Origin of the sequence: Rhodococcus sp. AG1013, from assembly GCF_003350365.1 — a bacterium.
In the GTDB taxonomy this organism is placed as follows: Bacteria; Actinomycetota; Actinomycetes; order Mycobacteriales; family Mycobacteriaceae; genus Prescottella.
This window is the reverse complement of the sequence record NZ_QQAT01000029.1, coordinates 13,293-32,309: the sequence shown is the minus strand read 5'-3', so window position 1 is coordinate 32,309 and position 19,017 is coordinate 13,293. Positions and strand designations below refer to the sequence as shown.

Genomic DNA, 19,017 nt, shown 5'->3' with positions numbered 1-19,017 from the left:
CAAACATCATGGTTAAATAGGTTTATGAGGATTGATAACAGGTTCCTGTTACGTCAGGTGGCAAATACTGCGCTGACGGCCAACGCGCTGCGACCGGTGCCGGGGATGCCGATGTCGGTGCCGACGTTCCTGTCCGGATGGCTGACCACGGAACTCGCTCCTCAGTTGCTTGCTGCGACCGCGGCCGATGCTGCTGTCCACGTCGCCCGCCACGGCGTCCGGAGTCGCGGCGACGCCGTCGGACTCGCCGCCGCCGGGGCTTCGATCGCGGGACTCGCAGCCGTGATCGCGACCGGACGTGGGGCGCGGGCCGAGGTGGAGTCGGCGCTCGAATCGGCGTTGGGACCCGACTATCGATCGGTGGGCGGCGCGGCGCGTCCGGTCCCGCAGACGCCGTGGCGGCAGTTGGCGTTCCCGTTCCGGATGCGCCGGGACGACGTCGTGCGGGTGAAGAACCTGGACTATGCGCCCGGCGGTCGACGATTCCGGATCGACATCTACCACCGCCGGGACACTCCGGCGAATGCGCCTGTCCTGCTGCAGATCCACGGTGGCGGGTGGGTCATCGGCACCAAGGATCATCAGGGCATCCCGCTGATGCTGGAGATGGCGTCGCGTGGGTGGGTGTGCGCCGCGATCAACTATCCGCTGTCGCCGAAGGCGGTGTGGCCGGAGCACCTCATCGCCATCAAGCGGGCGGTCTCGTGGTTGCGCGGCAATGTCGCCCGGTTCGGCGGGGATCCCGATTTCATCGCTGTCACCGGCGGTTCGGCCGGCGGCCACTTGGCAGCGATGTTGGCGTTGACGGGTGGCGACGCCGGCCTGCAACCCGGTTTCGAGGATGCGGACACCTCGGTCCAGGCGTGCGCCCCGCACTACGGCGTGTACGACTTCGCGGGGGAGACGGGGATCAAGGCGACGCGTCAGCGGGTCGAATCCGCGCTCTCACCGATGGTGCTGGGCAAGAAGGCGCAGTTCCCGCGGGACTACCTCGCGGCGTCGCCGCGTGCGCACCTGCGCGAGGACGCGCCCCCGTTCTTCGTGGTGCACGGGACCAGCGACTCGTTCATTCCCGTCGCCGAGGCCCGCGAGTTCGTCGATCGTCTGCGTGAGGTGTCGGCGAATCCGGTGGCGTACGCCGAGCTGCGGGGCGCCCAGCACGCGTTCGACATCTTCCCGTCCATCCGGAGTTTCCGGGTGGCGCAGGGTGTCGCCGACTTTTTCGACTGGGCGCACGCCCGCCGGCTGTCGGCGGGCGTCCCGGGGCATGCCGGCACCCGAGCCGGCGCAGCGGACACCGTGGATGCGGACGATGTGGACGAGGAAGGGACGGGTTAGCGGATGGAGCGGCGTCGAGGTGTAGCGATCGGCGGCCGCTGCGGCTCAGGGCCGCCGACCCAGCCTCGCGATTCCGGCCGGCGGCAGGCCGGCGGCGTAGGCGAGGACCTCGCAGAAGGCCTCGACGTGGGAGGCCAGGGCGGTGGATGTCGCCGTCCACGACGCCCGGAGCTCGAGTTGATGGGCCCGCGGTGGCCCCGCGATGTCGCCGTAGCGCACCGAGCTGGTCGCCGTCACCGTGCCACCGAGCGCGACCACCTCGTCGGCCCGCTCGTCGAGGGCGTCGACCAGCCAGCTCCACGCGACCTCGGGGAGGAGGGGATCGGCGGCGAGGGCCGGCTCGAGGTCGGCCTGGATGTAGGCGACCAGCCGCATGGTGCCGTTCCACGCCTCGTCGCCGTCGGGATCGTGAAGCAGGATCAGCCGTCCGAATGCGTCCCCTTCGGACTGCTCCGCGACGGCCGCGTCGTCGGGGTGGCGGACCTCCGCGCCGATCGCGTAGCTGAACGGCGCGAGGCGCTGCGGGGGACGGATCGGGCCGAGCTCGATATCCGGGTGAACCTCGGCCGAGTTCATCGCGTCGACAGCGGCGCGGAACTGGGCGGGTTCGTTGGGTAATCCCGGGGTCGTCACACCAGCGGACGTTAGACGCCGCACCTGGTAGGGCGTCGGAGGCGCGCCGATTCCGCCCCGGCGCCGGGCCATGGCAGCATGGAGCCCGATGAGCGGCTTGGAAGATACGAATGCAGGTATGACCGGGCGTGCCGAGTACCCGTCTCGACGGGTCCTGGGCGACGCACCGTTGTTGGCGGCGGCCACCGGCCGTCCGGTGAAGCATCGACCCGTGTGGTTCATGCGTCAGGCCGGACGCTCGTTGCCGGAGTACCGGGAGATCCGGGCGGGAATCGGGATGCTCGAGTCCTGCTTCGATCCCGAGTTGGTCTGCGAGATCACGATGCAGCCCGTGCGGCGGCACAAGGTCGACGCGGCGATCCTGTTCTCCGACATCGTCGTTCCGCTGAAGGCTGCGGGCATCGACCTCGACATCGTGGCCGGTGTCGGACCCGTCGTCGCGAACCCCGTGCGGACCACCGCCGACGTCGCGGCGCTGCCCCGCCTGGTTCCCGACGAGGTCGGCGCCGTGTCGCAGGCTGTCCGGCTGCTCACCGCCGAGCTCGGCGAGACGCCGCTGATCGGTTTCGCCGGTGCCCCGTTCACGCTCGCGTCGTACCTGGTCGAGGGCGGCCCGAGTCGCAACCACGAGCGCACCAAGGCGCTCATGCACGCCGATCCCAAGACCTGGCACGCGCTCCTCGGCACCATCACCGACACCACCATCGCGTTCCTGCAGGCGCAGCTGCATGCCGGCGTCGACGCGGTCCAGTTGTTCGATTCGTGGGCGGGCGCGCTGTCGCTGGCCGAGTACCGCGAGTTCGTGCTGCCGCACTCGGAGCGGGTGTTCGCCGAGGTCGAGTCGGCCCAGGTGCCGCGCATCCACTTCGGTGTCGGCACCGGTGAACTCCTCGGTGCGATGGGCGAGGCCGGCGCCGACGTCGTCGGCGTCGACTGGCGGATCCCGCTGGACGTCGCCGCCCGCCGCGTCGGGCCAGGCAAGGGGCTGCAGGGCAACCTCGATCCCGCCGTCCTGTTCGCGGGCTGGCCCGCGATCGAGAAGCAGGTGCGGCGCATCGCCGCGGAGGCGGACGCCGCGATCGCGGCCGGCGCCACCGGGCACATCTTCAACCTCGGCCACGGCGTGCTGCCGGAGACCGATCCGGCCGTGCTCACCGACGTCGTGGAGCTGGTGCATTCGTTGTGACCGGTCGGCGCGTCTCGGTAGCGGTCGTCGGTGGCGGCGTCACCGGGCTCGTCGCGGCCTATCGGCTGCGGCAGCGGCTCGGTGACGGCGCCCGGATCACCGTCGTCGAGGCGGGCTCACGGACCGGTGGCAAGCTGCGGACCGTCGATCTCGCGGGCGATCCCGTCGACGTGGGCGCCGAGGCGTTCATCGCGCGCCGCCCGGAGGTTGCGGACCTCATCGTCGAGCTGGGCCTGCAGGACCAGTTGGTCCATCCGACGGGACGATCGCCGCTGATCTGGTCGCAGGGCTCGCTCCACCCGTTGCCCTCACGGACGCTGATGGGCATCCCGTCGGATCCGCAGTCGATGGCCGGACTTGTCGACGCGGACACCCTCGCGCGCATCGTCGCCGAGCCGACCGTGCCGTTCGAGTGGGATCCGGCGGCCGATGTGGACGTCGCGACCCTGGTCGGCGGCCGTTTCGGTGAGCAGGTGGTGCGCCGGTCGGTCGATCCGCTCCTCGGTGGTGTCTATTCGGGGTTGTCGGACTCGATCGGGGTCCGGGCCGCGCTGCCGACGCTGGCCGCCGCGCTCGACTCGGGTGCCCCGAGCCTGTCCGCGGCCGTGCGGGCGGCGCTGCCGACACCGTCCCCGGGGCCGGTGTTCGGCACCCTGCGCGACGGCTACGGCGTCCTGCTCGCCGCGCTGCGCGACGCCGCCGCACCCGAGATGGTCCTGGACGCGTCCGCGACTGGCCTGCGCCGGGACGAGGACGGCTGGTGGATCGATCCCCTCGACCACGTCGACGGGATCGTGCTCGCGGTGCCGGCGCCGCAGATGGTCGGCCTGGTCGCCGACGCCGCACCCCCGCTGGCCGAGGCGGCCCGCGGCATCGAACTCGCATCCTCCGCGGTCGTCGCGCTGGCCCTGCCCACCGACGCCGGTGTCCCGGAGAACTCCGGGGTCCTCGTCGCGACGGGGGAGTCGTTGGGCGCGAAGGCGTTCACGCTGTCGAGCCGCAAGTGGCCGCACCTGGCCGACCGGGACGTCACGCTGGTGCGGGCGTCGTACGGACGGTTCGGGGACGCCGCCGTCGTCGATTCCACCGACGAGCAGTTGATCGCGAAGGCCCGCGCCGATCTGGAGACCGTCACGGGCGTGCGCGCCGACCCGGTCGACGCGATCGTCGCGCGCTGGCACGGCGGGCTGCCGCAGTATGCACCCGGTCACCTGGATCGGGTGGCCGCGATCGAGGCCGCCGCGGCCGACGTGGACGGGCTCGAGATCGCGGGTGCGTACCTGCACGGAGTCGGCGTCCCGGCATGCGTGGCGTCCGCGACGACGGCGGCGACACGGCTCGCGGCCCGAGTGGCAGGATGAGCGGCATGGCACGCCTCGATTTCGACAAGCTCAATTCCACCCTTCGCTACGCGATGTTCTCCGTCTTCCAGGTGCAGCCCGGCGTCCTCGGTGACGACCGCGCCGCAGCCGTGAAGCAGGCGCAGGCGTTCTTCGACTCGTTCGAGGACACCGACGTCGTCGTGCGCGGCATCTACGACGTCGCCGGCGTCCGCGCCGACGCCGACTTCATGATCTGGACGCACGCGGAGCGCCTCGAGGATCTGCAGAAGCTGTACAAGGACTTCCGCCGCACCACCGACCTCGGCCAGGTGAGCGACCCGGTGTGGTCCAACGTCGCGCTGCACCGTCCCGCCGAGTTCAACAAGAGCCACGTTCCGGCCTTCATCGCCGGCGAGGATGCGGGCGACTACATCTGCGTGTACCCGTTCGTCCGCTCGTACGAGTGGTACCTGCTGCCCGACGCCGACCGTCGCAAGATGCTCGCCGATCACGGCATGGCCGGCCGCACCTACCCGGATGTCCGCGCCAACACGATCCCGGCGTTCGCGCTCGGCGACTACGAGTGGATCCTCGCGTTCGAGGCCCCGGAGCTGGACCGCATCGTCGACCTGATGCGCGACCTGCGCGCTACCGAGGCCCGCATGCACGTGCGTGAGGAGACCCCGTTCTTCACCGGTCCGCGGGTCACCGTCGAGCAGCTGGTCAACTCGCTGCCCTGACCCGATACGACCACACCCCGCACCCGACAGGTGGCGGGGTGTTTCGTGTGTACCGCGGCGCGAGGTGGCTCGGCCCTCGTATCCTGAGCACATCAGCGGGCCCACGAGAGGGGCATGCGATGTGGAGTCCACGACGGTTCCTCGGTGCGGGTGTCCTGACGGTCGGCGTCGTGATTGGTGTCGCGATGTGTCCGATTCCCCAAGCATCGGCCACATCCACCATGAACACCTTTCAGGTTCCGTTCGTCATGAACTGCAGCACTTTCTTCAACCCCTGCTCGTTCAACCCGGTGGCGATCACCGGTGAGGTGCCGGGGACGGTGACGTTCCCCGCTCTGTATCCGACCGAGCCTGGGCAACCGAACGTCAAGGGCAGCTACTACATGCACTGGAGGAACCTCGGCACCGGAACCGCCGGGATGCTGGTGCTTCCCTACAGCGAGGCGGTCAGCGTGTTCACCGGGGCGGGACTCGTGACCGCATCGATGACGACGGGCTTCGAGTTCATCGCCGGAACAGGTGTCTTCTCCGTGCCCTGAGTCCGGCTGGAAGACTGAGGCCGTGACTTCGTCGGCGCGGTACCAGCACATGGCGCACTGGGGCATGTTCGAGGTCGAGTCCGCCGGCGGCGACGTGAGCGCCGTGCACCCCTACGCGGGAGACTCCGAACCGTCCCCGATCCTCGGGAACCTGCCCGGGTCGGTGCGGCACCGCGCCCGTGTCTCCGGCCCCGCGGTCCGGCGGGGCTGGCTCGAGTCGGGGCCCGGCCCGTCCGACAAGCGCGGCGCCGACCAGTTCGTGCCCGTGTCGTGGGACGAGTTGCTCGATCTGCTGGCGCACGAACTGCGTCGCGTCGTCGACACCCACGGCAATCGCGCGATCTTCGGCGGCTCGTACGGCTGGGCCAGCGCCGGACGATTCCATCATGCGCAGAGCCAGATCCACCGCTTCCTCAACATGCTCGGCGGCTACACCCGCTCGGTGCACAGCTATTCGCTCGGCGCTACCGGCGTCATCATGCCGCGCGTGGTGGGCACCCACTGGAAGCTGTTCGCCCGCTCCACCAACTGGGACGTGATCGCCGACCACACCGATCTGATGGTGTGCTTCGGCGGCGTGCCGCTCAAGAACACCGCCGTCAACAGCGGCGGCACCAGCGCACATCCCACGCGCGGTGCCCTCGACCGATTTCGGGATCGCGGCGGCGAGGTGGTCTCGATCAGCCCGCTGCGCGACGACCTGCACGGCCGGTGCGAGTGGATCGCACCGATCCCCGGCACCGACGTCGCGATCATGCTCGCGCTCGCGTACGTACTGGCGTCGGAGGGATTGCACGACAAGGCATTCCTGAGCCGCTACTGCGTGGGGTACGACCGATTCGAGGATTATCTCCTGGGACGCACCGACGGCGTGCCCAAGACGCCGGGCTGGGCGTCGGCACTCTCCGGCGTCCCGGCGGAGCAGATCGCCGCGCTGGCCCGACGGATGGCCGGCGGACGCACGATGGTGACGGTGACGTGGTCGCTGCAGCGCGTCCGGTTCGGCGAGCAGGCCCCGTGGATGGGCGTGACGCTCGCGGCGATGCTCGGCCAGATCGGGCTTCCCGGAGGCGGATTCGGGCACGGCTACGGATCGATGAACGAACCCGGGCTGGCGCCGGTGCCGTACCCGCTGCCGACGCTGTTCCAGGGCGCCAACCCCGTCCCGGACTTCATCCCCGTCGCGGCGATCTCGGACCTGCTGCTGCATCCGGGGGAGGAGTTCGACTACGACGGCCGACGCCTCACCTACCCGGACATCCGACTCGTGCACTGGGCCGGCGGCAATCCGTTCCACCATCATCAGGACCTGGCCCGGCTGCGGCGTGCGCTGGCCCGACCGGACACGATCGTCGTGCACGAGCCGTACTGGACGCCGATGGCCCGGCACGCTGACATCGTGGTGCCGTCGACCACATCGCTCGAACGCGACGATCTCGCGTGCACCCGCAACGATCCGCTGCTGGTCGCGATGCACCGCGCGGTGCCCCGGTACGCCGATGCGCGCGACGACTACGACACGTTCGCCGCGCTCGCGCACCGTCTCGGGTTCGGGGCCCGGTTCACCGAGGGCCGCACCGCACATCAGTGGATCGAGCACCTGTACGAGCAGTGGCGAGGATTCGTGCTCACGGACCCGGCGCACCTCGAAGCACCCCCGTTCGGCGAGTTCTGGCGGCGCGGGCACGTGCGGATGCGGACGGAGGACGGTCTGTCGCTGTTCTCCGAGTTCCGTGACGATCCCGAGCGCAACCCGCTCACCACCCCGAGCGGGAGGATCGAGATTTTCTCCGCCGACATCGACGGTTTCGGCTACGACGACTGTGCCGGGCACCCGCGCTGGTACGAACCGGACGAGTGGCTCGGCGGCGAGCGGGCGCAGCGTTTCCCGTTGCACCTGATCGCCAATCAGCCGAAGACCCGGTTGCACGGGCAGTTGGACCACGGTGCGGTCAGTCAGGCGTCGAAGATCCGTGGGCGGGAGCCGATCCGGATCCATCCGTCCGACGCGGCCGCGCGGGGACTCGGCGCCGGTGAGGTGGTGCGGGTGTTCAACGACCGCGGTGCGTGTCTCGCGGGTGTGGTGCTCGACGACCAGGTGCGGGCGGGAGTGGTGCAACTGGCCACCGGGGCCTGGTACGACCCGCTCGATCCGTCCGACCCCGACTCGATGTGCGTGCACGGCAATCCGAACGTGCTGACCGCGGACGTCGGCGCCTCGTGGCTGTCGCACGGCTGCTCCGGGCAGCACGCACTGGTGCAGGTCGAGCGGTTCGACGGGGTGCTCCCGCCGATCAAGGCGTTCGACCCGCCGCTCTGACTTGTTCTATTTGAACTAGAACAATATGGTGGGTGTGTGCTCATTCGCATCGATCAGTCGTCGTCCGTCCCGCTGTACGAGCAGTTCGCCGCGTCGGTGCGAGGCGCGATCGCCGACGGGTCCGTCGTCGCGGGGGAGCGGTTGCCCTCCGCCCGGGATCTGGCGTCGTCCCTCGACCTCAACGTGCACACCGTGCTGCGCGGCTACCAGATGCTGCGGGACGAGGGGTTGATCGAACTGCGCCGCGGTCGCGGTGCCGTCGTCTCGGCAGATGCCTCGGTGCGGGGCCGGCTGCAGGAGGCGGTCCGCGGTCTCGTCGCGGAGGCGCGGCGGCACGGCCTGAGCGCGGCAGACCTGCTCGACCTGGTGAAGAAGGAGATGACATGACCGACTCGACTGCGGTGCAAAACGTTTCGTGGGTTCGGGGGCTGGGTGGTGCGTTACTCGCCCCGGTCGCCGCGGCGACCGCCGCGATCGCCGTCCTGGCGGCATGGTCCGGTGACCTGCCCGACCCGGTCGCCGTCCACTTCGGTCCCGGCGGCGCCGCCGACGGCTTCGCCTCCCGCGCGGCCGCGCAGTGGTCGCCGGTGCTCGGTCTCGCCTTCGCCGTGCTGCTCGGGGGAATCCTGTTGGCGCTCACCCGTCGTGACGTGCGTGCCGCGCGGACGGGTGCGGCGGTGTCGGCGGGAACGGGCACCGCGGTCGCGATCCTGCCCGTCGCCCTGTTGTCCTCGCAGCGAGGCCTCGCCGACGCGGCGGATGCGTCGTTCGGTGGATGGTGGCTCCTGCCGGTTGCCGCGGTGGGCGTCGTCGCCGCATTCGCCGGCCTGGCGCTGATCGGGCGACCGGCGCCGGCGGCGGCGGCCTCGGCCCCGCCGGCGGACGCGGCTCGCCTCGATCTGGCCGATACCGAGACCGTCGTGTGGACCGGGTCGGCCGCGATGTCCTGGTGGCTCGGGGCGGCGCTGGCGCTGCTGCCGACTGCGCTGATCGCCTGGTCGGCCGCGACCGCGTCGAGCGGAGCCGTCCTGATGCTGCTCGGTGCGGCCGTGCTGGGCGCGGTGTTGATGGGCCTCACGCTCGCGCCGGTGTACGTCGTCGTGGACGGGCGTGGACTCGAGACGCGCTACGTGCTCACCGGCGGTCGTCGGCGGATCCCGCTCGACGAGATCGCCCGCGCCGATGTCGTACACATCGGGCTGATCAACCGGTACGGCGGCATCGGCTACCGTGTCGGCCCGGACGGCGTCGGCCTGCTGGTCCGGCCCGGTGCCGCGTTGCGCGTCACGCGCGGTGACGGCTCCAAGTTCACCGTTACCGTCGACGGCGCCGACCAGGCCGCGGCCGTGCTGAACTCGCTCGCCGCGCGGGGGCGTGTCGCCAGGTAGCGGGACCGACGGCGGACCAGGCGGTCTCGGGGTTCTGTACAGTCGTGTCCGATGGCCGGCGGATTTCCCGTGTTTCGCTTGTACCGAGACTCGGACAGCTCCCACGTATTGTGTTGCGCACGTTTCCCGGAGTTCGCCGGGTGGGCTGCGGACGAGGAAGTCTGTGCCCAGCGAGCTTTCGACGATGCGGTCGCGAGCATCCTTCTCGACGCCGACCTCGCACCGGAAGCGCTCACGCTGGTCGGCGAGCAGCAGGGGTATCCCGTCGGCGATCGACTGTTCGCTACGACGATTCCCCGCATCGGAACGGTCTCGTACGCGTACCAGCAAGCCGGGTCGCCGTGGATCGTTCTGGGCCTCGATGTCTCGGCGGACGAGTTCTGGGCCGAGATCGAGGACGACGAGGATCTCCGGGAACTCGACCCGATCCCGCCGCTGAGGGCGGTGCCGGCCGTGGTCTTGACTCAACCCGGCTGGCCGGACCGCCCGTAGGCGGTTGTCCGGTCGGCTGTGGCGCCCGGCTGCCCCCGACAGCCCGGGTTGCCGGGGGCAGCGTCGTTCTACGAGCCGTCGGCCGGCTGCAGCCGCAACGAGATGCTGTTGATGCAGTACCGCTGGTCGGTCGGGGTGGGGTAGCCCTCGCCCTCGAAGACGTGCCCGAGGTGGCTGTGGCAGTTGCTGCACAGCACCTCGACGCGGTGCATGCCGAGCGTGTTGTCGGCTCGCAGGATGACGGCGTCCGAGTCCGCGGGGTCGAAGAACGACGGCCATCCGCAGTGCGACTCGAACTTCTCGGTGCTGCGGAACAACTCGGCACCGCACGCGCGGCACGAGTACACACCCTCGGTGGTCGTGTCGGTGTACTCGCCGACGTGGGGACGCTCGGTCCCCGCCTGGCGGAGCACCTGGTACTCCTCGGGTGTCAGATGTGCGCGCCATTCGGCGTCACTGCGCCGGAACGTGGGTGCGGGCAGGCCGGAATCCTGTGTGGAACTCATGGCCTCACGCTAATACGATCCGCGAACCCGTGCGTCAGACCTTGGCCGGCACCGGGGTGTCGGCGCTCTGTTCGGCGACGAGGAAGTCCGGATCGATACCCGAGTCCAGCCGTCCCTCGCGCTTCGACGTCAGGTAGCGGTTCGCGAGCACCGCGAAGATGACGATCAGCAGCAGGCTCCAGCCCATCGTCGGCTTCAGGTATTCGGCTGCGCGGCCGGTCTCGATGAACCGGTTCGAGAACCAGGCGTCCGCACTGAGGAACCCGTACACCGCGAGCCACGCCGGCCAGTTACGCATCACGGAGTTGCGCAGCACCACCGTCATGATCAGCGGGAACAGCAGCATCGAGTAGTACATCTGGCCCAGCGACAGCAGCAGGAACGACGCTCCCATGATCACGCCCGAGGCGGTCGCGACGAAGAACAGTTCGTCGTGCCGGTAGTACCGGTACAGCAGCCACAGCGACACCAGGACCATCGCCGTGAAAGCGATACGCAGAGCCCAGATCAGCGCGACGGGCAGGCCGAAGTAGGTGCCATTTCCGACGATCGCGCTGTTGAAGTAGTCGCGGGACTCCGACAGGTACGGCAGCGTGTGCTCGATGAACGCCATCGGATCCGCCGACAGCGGCCAGGCCACGGCCATCAGGACCACCGGGATGCCGATCGCGGTGACGAACACCTTCCACTGACCCCGCACCAGCGGCAGCAGCAGCAGGGGCGCGAGGATCGGTTTGACCGCGAGCGTCAGTCCGATCGCGGCGCCGGACCACAGGTCCCGCCGTCGCAGGAGCAGGAACAGGAACGCCACCTCGCCCAGCAGGATGATGCCGTTGATGTTCGAGAAGACGAGCGTGTTCGTGACGGTTTCCGTCGAGAACGCTGCGAACAGCAGGATCGGTGCGGCCACCGAGTTCAGTGCCAGGTCGAACATCTTCAGCAACAGATACAGCGCGATGATCACGGCGATCGCGTTGGCGAGGATGAACAGCCAGCGCGACTTCTCGGGATCGATGAGCGCGAGCGGCGACATCAACAACGTGCCGCTGGGCTGGTAGAGGTAGTGCGGATCCACCGAGTTGAAATCGGCGGTGTAGACCTCACGGCGATTGAGGAACGCCAGGGTCGCTCGGTACACCGGGGCGAAGTCGTCGGTGTGGGATCCGTTGACCGCCAACACGAACACTCGATGCAGCACAGTCATCACTGCGATAGGCCACAGAGCGAAGTTGATGACCTCGGCGGTGGTGCGGCCGGTACGCGGCTCGAATCGTCGAAGGAACACTACGGCACGGTACACCGCCGCGGCCTCGGTCAGCCGCGGCAACCCCCGCGCGTCACGCCGGGCACGCGCTGCCGTCGGTCGGGAGCTCGGCCGAAGCGAGGTAGCGGGTCAGGGATTGACGCGCGCAGTCCGAATGCGTCGTCACCGGGTGGCCGTAGCCCGCCCACGTCATGCTCGACCACTCGGCGCCGGCGCTCGCGAGGGAGCCGGTCACGGTGGGCAGGCCCGCATTGCCGACGACGGGGTCCGCCGCGCCGCTGAACACCAGGACCGGTACGTCGAGGCGTCCGGGGAGCGGGGGCGGCGACATGGTCGGCCACGCCGAGCAGCGCATCAGCCCGACAGCGGCGTCGGCGCCGAACATCGGATACTTCACGCCCCACGCCTCCTGCAGTTCGCGGGCTCGTCCCGGGCCCGGCCACTGCTGGCCGTCGCTGCATCGTGCGACGAACTGTCCGTCGGTGCCGATCGCGGCGTCGGTCGTGCCGATCAGTCCGAGCAACGGGCCGGTATCGCCGCGTCCCGCGGCCGAGAGCACGTCCGCCAGTTCGCGCACGCGCGCAGGTTGGTCGCCGCGCGGGGATCCCAGGAATGCGGAGACCGTCGCCAGCAGTGCGCTCGACGACACCGTCGCCAGCTCGCCGGCGGCGGCGCGGTCTCGCAGCGCCGTGATCGCGGCCGTCGGATCCGGTCCGAGCGAGCAGTTCAGGGCGGCGCAGCGCCGGCTGAAGTCGGCGAGTGCCGCTTCCTGGCCCTGCACCCGGTGTTCGGCCGCCGTTGCGGCATCGACGGTCGTGGCGGCCGGCGCGTCGAGCACCAGCCGGCCCACCTGGTCGGGGTACCGAGCCGCGTACGCCAGGGCGACCGACGCGCCGTTGCCGGTGCCGAGGATGCCCAGGCGCTCGACCTGCCAGATGCGCCGCAGCTGTTCGAGATCGTCGGCGGCGTTCGCGGTGTCGTACGCCAGCTCGGACGGCTGCAGGGCATCGGTGCACGCCACCGTCGCGTCCCGGGCCAGCGTCGCCACCTCGTCCACACCCTGCGAAGCGGCCGGATCAGCGGGACCGAACTGTCCCAGATCGGCGAGGGCGCGTCGGTCCATCGACCGGCCGCAATCGATCGGCGTCGACGACCCGATCCCGCGTCGATCGATCGCGACGATCGGCTGCCGCTCGAGCAGCGTGGAACTCGGGCCGGTCGCGAGCGCCGCGAGGGTGGTCGAGGACGCGACGTCGGACCCGGACGTCAGCACCACGGGCGCGGCATCGGCGGGCGTCTGCGGCAGACGCGCGCGCAGTGCGCCCACCTCGACGGGGCCCATCGCCGACCCGGTGGCGTCGAGGGGTGCGGCGTAATCGGCGCATTCCAGCGACAGCCCGGCCGGGCCGGATTCGAGGCCGGCGGCGGCGAGCGTGGCGTCCTTGCAGTCGACCCAGTTCAGATCCTTCACCGGTGTCTGCAGTTTCGGCGCCGGTGCGTCGGTCTCCGTGGTCGTCGGGTTGCCGCCGCCCTGCTCGACAACGGCGACGTCGGGCCGAACCGACGGGCCCGCGCCGCACGCGGTGCAGACGGCCAGAACGGCCCCGGCGATCGCGGCGACCCCGATCCTGCTCACAAGCGACTGCATGCGGGACAGCCTGCCAGGTGCGTCACACACCGCGGGCGCGTACCCATCGCGTGAGCAGTGTGCCGTCGTCGTCGCCGAGCACGTGCGCTCGGCTCATCGGCGTGGGGTTCGCCGCAGGGGACATCGCGATGCGGCCCGCGCCGCCGGCAACCAGTTGCGGAGACGTCGTCAGACACAACTCGTCGACGACGCCGTCGGCGACCAGGGTGCCGAACAGGCCGGGTCCGCCCTCGCACAGCACCCGTCGCAGCCCGCGACGCTCGAGAGTGGCGACCACGTCGGGCCCGGTGACGTCCCGATCGGTGACGATCTCGACGTCGGCTCCGGCGTCGCGGAGCCGGGCCAGGCGGTCCGGGGCCGCGGAGGCAGAGGTCAGGACGAGCGGTGGGACGGCCGTGTCGGTGAACAGTCGCGATTCGGGATCGAGGTTCGCGCTCGCGGTCACCACCGCGATCGGAGGCACCGCCGCCAGGCCCGCGTCCCGTCGCCGCCGGGCCAATTCGGGGGAGGTGCGGGCGCCGCCGTAGTTCTCCGCGCGGACGGTGCCGGCGCCGACGACGATCACCTCGGCGAGCTCACGCAAAACGGTGAACACCCGCTTGTCCGCGAGGGTCCCGAGCCCCGCGGAGGCGTCGTCGACGGTCACGGCGCCGTCGACGCTGGCGACGAAGTTGACGCGAACCCACGGTCTGTCGAGACCCGCCGGATATCCGTACAGTGAGCGCAGGTCGTCGTCGCTCAGCTCGGACGGCCGGTCGCTGCTGTCTGCTTCTCGTGTGAGGTAGGTCGCAATATCCAGACGGTGCACGTGTTCGATCACAGCACGTCGATACGCTCAGTGCATGCATGCACGTCTTGTCGATCGCAATCCGGTGGTGCCGGCCGATCAATTGGTTGCTCAAATGGTGCCCCCGGCGATGTTCGACGAGGTCAGTTTCGCGTCCTACATCCCCGATCCCAAGGAGCCGAGCCAGGCCGCCGCGGTCGCCAAGGCCGAGGAGTTCGCGGGCAAGGTCGCGAAGATCCGTGGCGGCGGACGCCGCGGCCTGTTCGGCAAGAAGGCGCCGTCCACGGGCGCCGGTCTGTACCTCGACGGCGGCTTCGGCGTCGGTAAGACCCACCTGCTCGCATCGATCTTCCACAGCTCGCCCTCGCCCAAGGCGTTCGGCACGTTCGTCGAGCTGACGCACGTCGTCGGCGCGCTCGGCTTCAACCGGGCGGTCGAGGAACTGTCGTCCCACAGCGTGCTCTGCATCGACGAGTTCGAACTCGACGATCCGGGCGACACCATGCTGGTCTCGCGTCTGCTGACCGAGCTGTCGGCGCGCGGCGTCTCGATCGTCGCGACGTCGAACACGCTGCCCGGCCAGCTCGGTGAGGGGCGCTTCGCGGCGCAGGACTTCCTGCGCGAGATCAAGAAGCTCGGTTCGATCTTCGAGACCATCCGCGTCGACGGACCCGACTACCGCCACCGGGACCTGCCGCCCGCCCCCGACCCCACCGACGACGCCGATCTGCTCGAGCGCGCCGACGCGATCGAGGGCGCCACGCTCGACGACTTCGACGAGCTGTGCGCGCACCTGAGCACGCTGCACCCGTCGCGCTACGGGAAGCTCGTCGCGGGTGTCCCGGCCGTGTTCATCAAGGGCGTCCACCCGGCAGCGGACCAGTCCGTCGCCCTGCGACTGGTGGTTCTCGCCGACCGCCTCTACGACGCCAGCATCCCGGTGACGGTGTCGGGCGCGAAGCTCGACGAGATCTTCACCCCGGAGATGGTCGCCGGTGGCTACCGCAAGAAGTACCTGCGTGCCACGTCGCGCCTGCTCGCGCTGTCGCGCTTCGAGGTCGCTGCCTGATCCACGCCTCGTGATGCGGCGCAGCGGTCAGACGCTGCGCTGCATCACGAAGTCGTGGTGGGTCTGGGCGCCCACCTGGAACGTCTTGGTGCCGACCTTCTCGAAGCCGTTCTTGACATAGAACCGCTGCGCCCGCTCGTTCTCCTGGTTGACGCCCAGCCACACCCCGGCGCAGTTCGCGTTCCGTGCATGATCGACCGCCGCGTCCATCAGCGCCGCCGAGACGCCGGTGCCGTGCCGACCGGGCAGCACGTACAGCTTGCTGATCTCGGTAGTGGGGTGCAGGGACACCGCGGACCGCACCGAATCGTCGTCAGGGGTTCCGTCGATCAGCATCACGTAGCCGACGATCTCCCCGTTGCTGGTGGCCTTGAGCACTGTGCGGGTCGAGTCGGTGAGGTATTCGCTGAACTTCTCCGCGGAGAGCACGTTGTCGATGAACGCCGCGATGTCCTCCCGCGTCGCATGCGGCGGGCACGCGAGCGGGAACGTCACCGCGGCGACGTCGGCCAATGCCTCGGCATCCCAGAGTCCGGCCCGGTCGACGGAAATCGTCACAGCTCCACCTCGTGTACGTCGTGTGTGTCCCGGGTAAGTACACCACTGTCCGGGACGGACTCGAAGACTCGGTCTTGGACGGACCGGATGACTCGGTCCGGGACACACACGGTCAGGCGCCGGTGGGAGCGGATTCGCTCGCGGTGGTGCCGGACGGCACGCGGCGCGGCGCGAATGCGGGCGCGAGCAGGAACAATGCCACCGCGAACAGCAGCGGGGCGACGAATCCGACCCGCAGGTCCGACACCGCCGCGATACCGCCGATGACGGCACCGGCAATCACGGTCCCGGCGTAGTTGAACAGGTTGATGCGGGCGACGACCACGTCGGTCTGGTCCGGGGGCGCGAGCCGGCCCGCGGCACTGAAGCTCAGGGGCGCGATGACGGGGGCGCCGAGGCCGACCACGAAGAATCCGGCGATCGCGAACGCCGGTGCCTGCGCGACGACCACCATCAGAAGACCGATCACGCTGATGATCGCCCCGACCCGCACCACGGCGATCTCGCCGAACTTCCGGACCCAGAGGTCGCCGGTCAGCCGCGAGATCAGCGCGGTCACCTGGTAGGCCGCCATCGCGAGGGCTGCGGTACCGGCATCGGACAGCAGTACCTCCTTGAGATACAGCGGTGAGTAGGTGCCGACGCCGAAGTCGATCGCGTAGAACAGCATCATCGCGATCCCGAGTGCGAGGAACGGTCGTAGCGGGATCGCGACCGGGACGGCGGCAGCGGTCGCGGACCGCTGGTGGCCGGTGTGCAGCAGGCGCGGGCCGATCCATGCACAGATCGCCGCGACCAGTACGGCTGCGACGAGCACGGACGCCATGACCGACAGCTCGAGCGTCGAGAAGACCGCGACGAACCCGGCACCGACGATCGCGCCGACGCTCCACGATGCGTGGAACGACGAGAGGATGACGCGGCCGTACGCGTGCTGAATCGACACCGCCTGCATGTTGGCCGACGCGTCGACGATGCCGAGTCCGATTCCGTAGAACGCGAAGGCGGCCAGGAACGCCGGTGTCGATGTCGCGAGCGCGATCACCACCGCACCGGCCGCAATGACGAACAGGCCCACGCGGAGCGTGGTGCGACTGGAGGTGGCCTTCGCGAGTTGCTCGGCGACGACGCTGCCGACACCCGCGACGACCGAGACACCCACGACCGTCACGGCCACGAGGGTGTCGCTGAACCCGAGGTCCTCCTTGAACTGGGGGAGCTGGGTGAGCAGTACGGCCAGCATGAACCCCTGCAGGCCGAAGGCGACGGAGGCCGAGACGCGCGCGCCGCTAAGGGTTTTCGTGTTTCGAATCACTGGACGAGTGTCCAATATTTCGCTCCGTTTCGTGGGGTTCTCTGCTTCACTGCTCATCATGGCGGTACAACGAACAATTCCCGAATTCCCCGACGATTTCGTCTTCGGTGTCGCGGCAGCGGCGTACCAGATCGAAGGGGCGGTGACCGAGGACGGGCGTGGCCGTTCGATCTGGGACGAATTCTGCTCTGTCCCTGGAGCAATCGTGCGCGGCGAAACCGGCGACATCGCGATCGACCACTATCACCGCTACCGCGACGACGTGCGCCTGATGCGCGAGCTCGGCACCGACTCGTACCGGCTGTCCGTGTCGTGGCCGCGGATCCAGCCCGACGGCAAGGGCGAAGTCAATCCCGCCGGCCTCGACTTCTACGACCGGCTCGTCGACGAACTGTGTGCGGCCGGAATCACGCCGGCGGTCACGCTGTTCCACTGGGATCTGCCGCAGGCCCTCCAGGACGACGGGGGATGGCTGAACCGGGCGACGGCGCAGCGCCTGGCCGAGTACGCCGCCATCGTGGGGGAGCGACTCGGTGACCGGGTCGGAATGTGGATGCCGCTCAACGAGCCCGTCGTACATACGCTCTACGGTCACGCCCTCGGAGTCCACGCGCCCGGGCTGTCGCTCGGCTTCGGCGCACTGCAGGCCGCGCACCATCAGCTGCTCGGCCACGGCCTGTCGGTGCAGGCACTGCGTTCGGCGGGCTGCGGCAACATCGGAATCGCGTCCAACCACGCGCCCGTCCATGCAGCGAGCGACTCCGAGGCCGACATCGAGGCCGCCGACATCTACGACCACATCGTCAACTGGACGTTCGCCGACCCGGTCCTGCTCGGCAAGTATCCGGCCGACGAACTCGCGGCCCTGCTCACCGGACCCGTCGACGACGACCTGGCGATCATCGCCCAGCCACTCGACTGGTTCGGTATCAACTACTACGAGCCCACGATCATCGCCGCGCCCCGGGACGGCGAGGGAACGGAGGGGGTGCTCGAGGTCGATCTGCCGCCAGGGATGCCGTTCGCGCCGGTGCCGCTGGAAGGCTATCCGAAGACCGACTTCGGCTGGCCGATCGTCCCGGACGGCCTGCGGGAGATCCTCACGATCTTCCGGGACCGGTTCGGAGCGGCTTTGCCGCCGGTGTACATCACCGAGAGCGGGTGCTCGTTCCACGACCCGGATCCGGACTCGTCGGGTCGTGTGCGCGACGATCGTCGAATCGCGTATCACGCGGACCACCTGGCCGCAGTTCGCGAGGCGATGGATGCCGGCGTGGACGTCCGTGGCTATTTCGTGTGGTCGATCCTCGACAACTTCGAATGGGCCGCCGGGTACCGCGAACGCTTCGGGCTCGTTCATGTGGACTACGACACTTTGGAGCGGACGCCCAAGGATTCGTACTACTGGTTCCGCGATCTGCTCGCGAAGCGGCACGGCGGGTAGGCGCGACGGGCGGGTGGCGGAGGCTGCCCGCCCGGAAATGAGTGAGCCCCAGCCGTGGATGGGGGGTCAGGGCTGGGGCTCCGCACCATCGGGGGGGATGGCACGCCCGACGATACATGAGGAATCCCTCAGGTTCGAATCGAGCGGGCGCCCCGGAACTCGATGGGGATCGAACGCAAGAAGGGCACCTCCAGTGGAGGTGCCCTTCTCGGTGGTGCGCGATACTGGGATTGAACCAGTGACCTCTTCCGTGTCAGGGAAGCGCTCTCCCGCTGAGCTAATCGCGCGGGTCAAAGATCGGAAGCCCGGAAAACCGGGCTCCCTTGGCCGGCCACCAGGGCCGACCGTGGAGCGGATGACGGGATTCGAACCCGCGACCCTCACCTTGGCAAGGTGATGCGCTACCAGCTGCGCTACATCCGCATGTTGTAACACTCAAGATTCTCAGCAGCATACTGCCTCGAAACT

The 19,017-nt window shown here is 69.4% G+C and carries 18 protein-coding genes and 2 tRNA genes; 11 read left to right on the top strand and 9 right to left on the bottom strand.

All coding sequences use genetic code 11. The features are described 5' to 3' along the window. Nucleotides 1–57: 57 nt before the first annotated feature. Nucleotides 58–1,338, top strand: a complete 1,281-nt coding sequence (locus DEU38_RS25625) for an alpha/beta hydrolase (RefSeq protein ID WP_258558162.1) — start codon at nt 58–60, stop codon at nt 1,336–1,338. A 45-nt stretch (nt 1,339–1,383) separates the two neighbouring features. Here the strand turns inward: DEU38_RS25625 and DEU38_RS25620 are convergent, their stop codons facing one another. Continuing rightward, entirely contained in the window at nt 1,384–1,971 is a 588-nt protein-coding gene (locus tag DEU38_RS25620; RefSeq protein WP_114724190.1) for a DUF3000 domain-containing protein, read from the bottom strand. Between the two features lie 118 nt (nt 1,972–2,089). Here DEU38_RS25620 and hemE point away from each other — a divergent pair, with 118 nt between their 5' ends. The 8 genes from hemE to DEU38_RS25580 all read left to right on the top strand — a co-directional run bounded on the left by hemE (nt 2,090) and on the right by DEU38_RS25580 (nt 9,958). Further along, nucleotides 2,090–3,157, top strand: a complete 1,068-nt coding sequence (hemE, locus tag DEU38_RS25615; protein WP_174909834.1) for a uroporphyrinogen decarboxylase — start codon at nt 2,090–2,092, stop codon at nt 3,155–3,157. Continuing rightward, nucleotides 3,154–4,518, top strand: coding sequence for a protoporphyrinogen oxidase (locus DEU38_RS25610; protein ID WP_114724189.1), 1,365 nt, complete (start codon nt 3,154–3,156; stop codon nt 4,516–4,518). Before hemE ends, DEU38_RS25610 begins: the two co-directional genes overlap by 4 nt. Before the next feature lie 5 nt (nt 4,519–4,523). Continuing rightward, the gene (hemQ, locus tag DEU38_RS25605) at nt 4,524–5,219 is read left to right on the top strand and encodes a hydrogen peroxide-dependent heme synthase (protein WP_114724213.1); all 696 of its coding nucleotides are present in this window, start codon (nt 4,524–4,526) and stop codon (nt 5,217–5,219) included. Between the two features lie 119 nt (nt 5,220–5,338). Further along, nucleotides 5,339–5,758: a hypothetical protein gene (locus DEU38_RS25600; RefSeq protein WP_147283589.1), complete on the top strand. Its 420-nt coding sequence runs from the start codon at nt 5,339–5,341 to the stop codon at nt 5,756–5,758. 49 nt (nt 5,759–5,807) lie between these two features. After that, nucleotides 5,808–8,078, top strand: coding sequence for a molybdopterin-dependent oxidoreductase (locus DEU38_RS25595; protein WP_114724187.1), 2,271 nt, complete (start codon nt 5,808–5,810; stop codon nt 8,076–8,078). A 36-nt stretch (nt 8,079–8,114) separates the two neighbouring features. After that, nucleotides 8,115–8,465 (top strand): GntR family transcriptional regulator, encoded by a 351-nt coding sequence (locus DEU38_RS25590; protein ID WP_114724186.1) that lies wholly within the window; start codon nt 8,115–8,117, stop codon nt 8,463–8,465. Beyond that, entirely contained in the window at nt 8,462–9,466 is a 1,005-nt protein-coding gene (locus tag DEU38_RS25585; protein ID WP_114724185.1) for a DUF1648 domain-containing protein, read from the top strand. The genes DEU38_RS25590 and DEU38_RS25585 overlap by 4 nt, the downstream gene beginning before the upstream one ends. Nucleotides 9,467–9,535: 69 nt before the next feature. Continuing rightward, nucleotides 9,536–9,958, top strand: a complete 423-nt coding sequence (locus tag DEU38_RS25580) for a hypothetical protein (protein ID WP_114724212.1) — start codon at nt 9,536–9,538, stop codon at nt 9,956–9,958. 68 nt (nt 9,959–10,026) lie between these two features. Here DEU38_RS25580 and msrB read toward each other — a convergent pair whose 3' ends face one another. The 4 genes from msrB to DEU38_RS25560 are packed head-to-tail and all read right to left on the bottom strand — an operon-like array spanning nt 10,027 to nt 14,196. Then, the gene (msrB, locus tag DEU38_RS25575; protein WP_114724184.1) at nt 10,027–10,464 is read right to left on the bottom strand and encodes a peptide-methionine (R)-S-oxide reductase MsrB; all 438 of its coding nucleotides are present in this window, start codon (nt 10,462–10,464) and stop codon (nt 10,027–10,029) included. A gap of 34 nt (nt 10,465–10,498) precedes the next feature. Further along, complete coding sequence (locus DEU38_RS25570) at nt 10,499–11,749, bottom strand: glycosyltransferase family 87 protein (protein ID WP_254622906.1); 1,251 nt, start codon at nt 11,747–11,749, stop codon at nt 10,499–10,501. Nucleotides 11,750–11,801: 52 nt separating this feature from the next. Then, the gene (locus DEU38_RS25565; protein WP_114724183.1) at nt 11,802–13,376 is read right to left on the bottom strand and encodes an alpha/beta hydrolase; all 1,575 of its coding nucleotides are present in this window, start codon (nt 13,374–13,376) and stop codon (nt 11,802–11,804) included. A gap of 22 nt (nt 13,377–13,398) precedes the next feature. Further along, nucleotides 13,399–14,196 (bottom strand): pyrimidine reductase family protein, encoded by a 798-nt coding sequence (locus tag DEU38_RS25560; RefSeq protein ID WP_114724182.1) that lies wholly within the window; start codon nt 14,194–14,196, stop codon nt 13,399–13,401. A gap of 22 nt (nt 14,197–14,218) precedes the next feature. Between DEU38_RS25560 and zapE the strand changes: the two genes are divergently transcribed. After that, a complete protein-coding gene (gene zapE, locus DEU38_RS25555) occupies nt 14,219–15,232 on the top strand; it encodes a cell division protein ZapE (RefSeq protein WP_114724181.1) in 1,014 nt (337 codons plus the stop codon). Nucleotides 15,233–15,259: 27 nt separating this feature from the next. On the opposite strand, the gene DEU38_RS25550 is transcribed toward zapE, so the two are convergent. Continuing rightward, nucleotides 15,260–15,790 (bottom strand): GNAT family N-acetyltransferase, encoded by a 531-nt coding sequence (locus tag DEU38_RS25550; protein ID WP_114724180.1) that lies wholly within the window; start codon nt 15,788–15,790, stop codon nt 15,260–15,262. Between the two features lie 112 nt (nt 15,791–15,902). After that, nucleotides 15,903–17,105: a sugar MFS transporter gene (locus tag DEU38_RS25545; RefSeq protein WP_114724179.1), complete on the bottom strand. Its 1,203-nt coding sequence runs from the start codon at nt 17,103–17,105 to the stop codon at nt 15,903–15,905. Between the two features lie 58 nt (nt 17,106–17,163). Here DEU38_RS25545 and DEU38_RS25540 point away from each other — a divergent pair, with 58 nt between their 5' ends. Beyond that, nucleotides 17,164–18,549: a GH1 family beta-glucosidase gene (locus DEU38_RS25540; protein WP_254622981.1), complete on the top strand. Its 1,386-nt coding sequence runs from the start codon at nt 17,164–17,166 to the stop codon at nt 18,547–18,549. 212 nt (nt 18,550–18,761) lie between these two features. On the opposite strand, the gene DEU38_RS25535 is transcribed toward DEU38_RS25540, so the two are convergent. Beyond that, nucleotides 18,762–18,836: transfer RNA gene (locus DEU38_RS25535), tRNA-Val, on the bottom strand. A gap of 60 nt (nt 18,837–18,896) precedes the next feature. Beyond that, nucleotides 18,897–18,972 (bottom strand) — tRNA-Gly (locus tag DEU38_RS25530). Between the last annotated feature and the right edge of the window lie 45 nt (nt 18,973–19,017).

What these genes read in the sequence shown, in the direction of transcription:
- hemE (WP_174909834.1), top strand. Translation starts at nt 2,090, where the DNA reads ATGACCGGGCGTGCCGAGTACCCGTCTCGACGGGTCCTGGGCGACGCA.
- hemQ (WP_114724213.1), top strand. Translation starts at nt 4,524, where the DNA reads ATGGCACGCCTCGATTTCGACAAGCTCAATTCCACCCTTCGCTACGCG.
- DEU38_RS25600 (WP_147283589.1), top strand. Translation starts at nt 5,339, where the DNA reads ATGTGGAGTCCACGACGGTTCCTCGGTGCGGGTGTCCTGACGGTCGGC.
- DEU38_RS25595 (WP_114724187.1), top strand. Translation starts at nt 5,808, where the DNA reads ATGGCGCACTGGGGCATGTTCGAGGTCGAGTCCGCCGGCGGCGACGTG.
- DEU38_RS25585 (WP_114724185.1), top strand. Translation starts at nt 8,462, where the DNA reads ATGACCGACTCGACTGCGGTGCAAAACGTTTCGTGGGTTCGGGGGCTG.
- msrB (WP_114724184.1), bottom strand. Translation starts at nt 10,464, where the DNA reads ATGAGTTCCACACAGGATTCCGGCCTGCCCGCACCCACGTTCCGGCGC.
- DEU38_RS25565 (WP_114724183.1), bottom strand. Translation starts at nt 13,376, where the DNA reads ATGCAGTCGCTTGTGAGCAGGATCGGGGTCGCCGCGATCGCCGGGGCC.
- zapE (WP_114724181.1), top strand. Translation starts at nt 14,219, where the DNA reads ATGCATGCACGTCTTGTCGATCGCAATCCGGTGGTGCCGGCCGATCAA.
- DEU38_RS25540 (WP_254622981.1), top strand. Translation starts at nt 17,164, where the DNA reads ATGGCGGTACAACGAACAATTCCCGAATTCCCCGACGATTTCGTCTTC.